This is a genomic window from Mycobacterium scrofulaceum (assembly GCF_002086735.1).
GTDB classification, from domain to species: domain Bacteria; phylum Actinomycetota; class Actinomycetes; order Mycobacteriales; family Mycobacteriaceae; genus Mycobacterium; species Mycobacterium scrofulaceum.
Genome location: NZ_MVIJ01000139.1, coordinates 1 through 1288 on the forward strand (window position 1 = coordinate 1; position 1288 = coordinate 1288).

1 protein-coding gene is annotated in these 1288 nt (G+C 73.0%); it reads left to right on the forward strand.

Translation table 11 applies throughout. From position 1 onward, the window contains the following. Positions 1-127 precede the first annotated feature (127 nt). Positions 128-1120: a hypothetical protein gene (locus BST44_RS29125; RefSeq protein ID WP_142274743.1), complete on the forward strand. Its 993-nt coding sequence runs from the start codon at positions 128-130 to the stop codon at positions 1118-1120. Positions 1121-1288: the final 168 nt, after the last annotated feature.

The following is a 1288-nucleotide window of genomic DNA, read 5'->3' on the forward strand; positions in this document are numbered from 1 at the left end:
AAGCCATACCCGACGTCCCTGGGCAGTTCGAAGCCTACGGCCGAGGGCAACAACCACCCTGCAAGAAAGGTAAGGAACGCTTGTGGCCACCGGTGTCCGCAGTCGGGCGGCGATCCTCGCCGCGCTCATGGTGACGGCCGGCTGCGCGGCGCCGGGCGCGTCGTTGGAAAGCGCGCCCGACGTGTTGGTGTGGTCGGTCGCCGCGCCCCTGCGCGCGCCCGTGTGGTCGTATCGCACCCACGCCCTCGTCGCGCTCACCGAGGACCACCGACTGGCCGAGGTGACCGCCGGTGACCACCCGGGGGACGCCAAGACCCGGTTCTCGGCGCCCATGGCGGTCGGCCGCAACCTGCAGATCAGCCGCAAGGACGATGGCGTCGTGTTCGTGCCGCAGCCCGAGCGCGGCAAGGTCGCCGAGGTCGACCTCCAAACCCTGCGCCAGGTCGGCGATTTCGACGCCGGCCCGGCCCCGGCGTACCTGTCGGAGGACGCCGGAATGCGCGTGCTGCTCGCGCTGTCGTCGGACGGGACGTCGGTGACCCCGGTGGACCAGTACGGCTTCCGGAAGCTGCCGACGGCCCCGGTCGCCGGTGACCCCGCCGACACCATCGACGGCGCCAACCGCGGCCGCGAGATCGAATACCACGCGTACGCGCCGTCCGGCATCCGGCATTACCAAGGGACGTCGTCGCCCGCCGAACAGCGCGGCGCGCTGCGGATGAACGTCGCCGTGTCGGCGGGTGACGGCACCGCGGTCACCCGCAGCTACGTCGCCGGCCACGACGACGGCACGCTCTACGCGGTGGACTCGCGCCGCGGCGGCACGGGCCTCACCGTGCTGGCCAGCACGCGGCTGCCGTCGGCGATCCGCGAGCTCGGCACCGACGACACCCGGATCTACGCCGCCACCGACCACGAGGTGGCGGTGCTCGAGACGGCGAGCGTCATCGGCTTCCCGGCGCGGACGATCCCGGTGATCCGCGTCATCGGCTACCGGGCGGGACTGCCGCCGGCGGCCCGGTCGGCGCCCCTGTCGGGCATGGCGGTCGGGCCGCACCGGGTTTACCTGACCCTGGCGGGCGTGCCCGACGTGGTCAGCGTCGCCAAACCGCGGCTGTGACCCCGCGCCGGATCGTCGGCTACATTGCGGGCAGGTGCGGCCGGTAAGGAGGCGCTGGCGTGACCGACCCGCAGGACCGGTATTGGCAGAATCCGTACACGGACCCATACACGTATGACCCGCTCGGCCGGGTGCCGCCCGAGCCGCCCCCGATACCGCCGCCCGCCC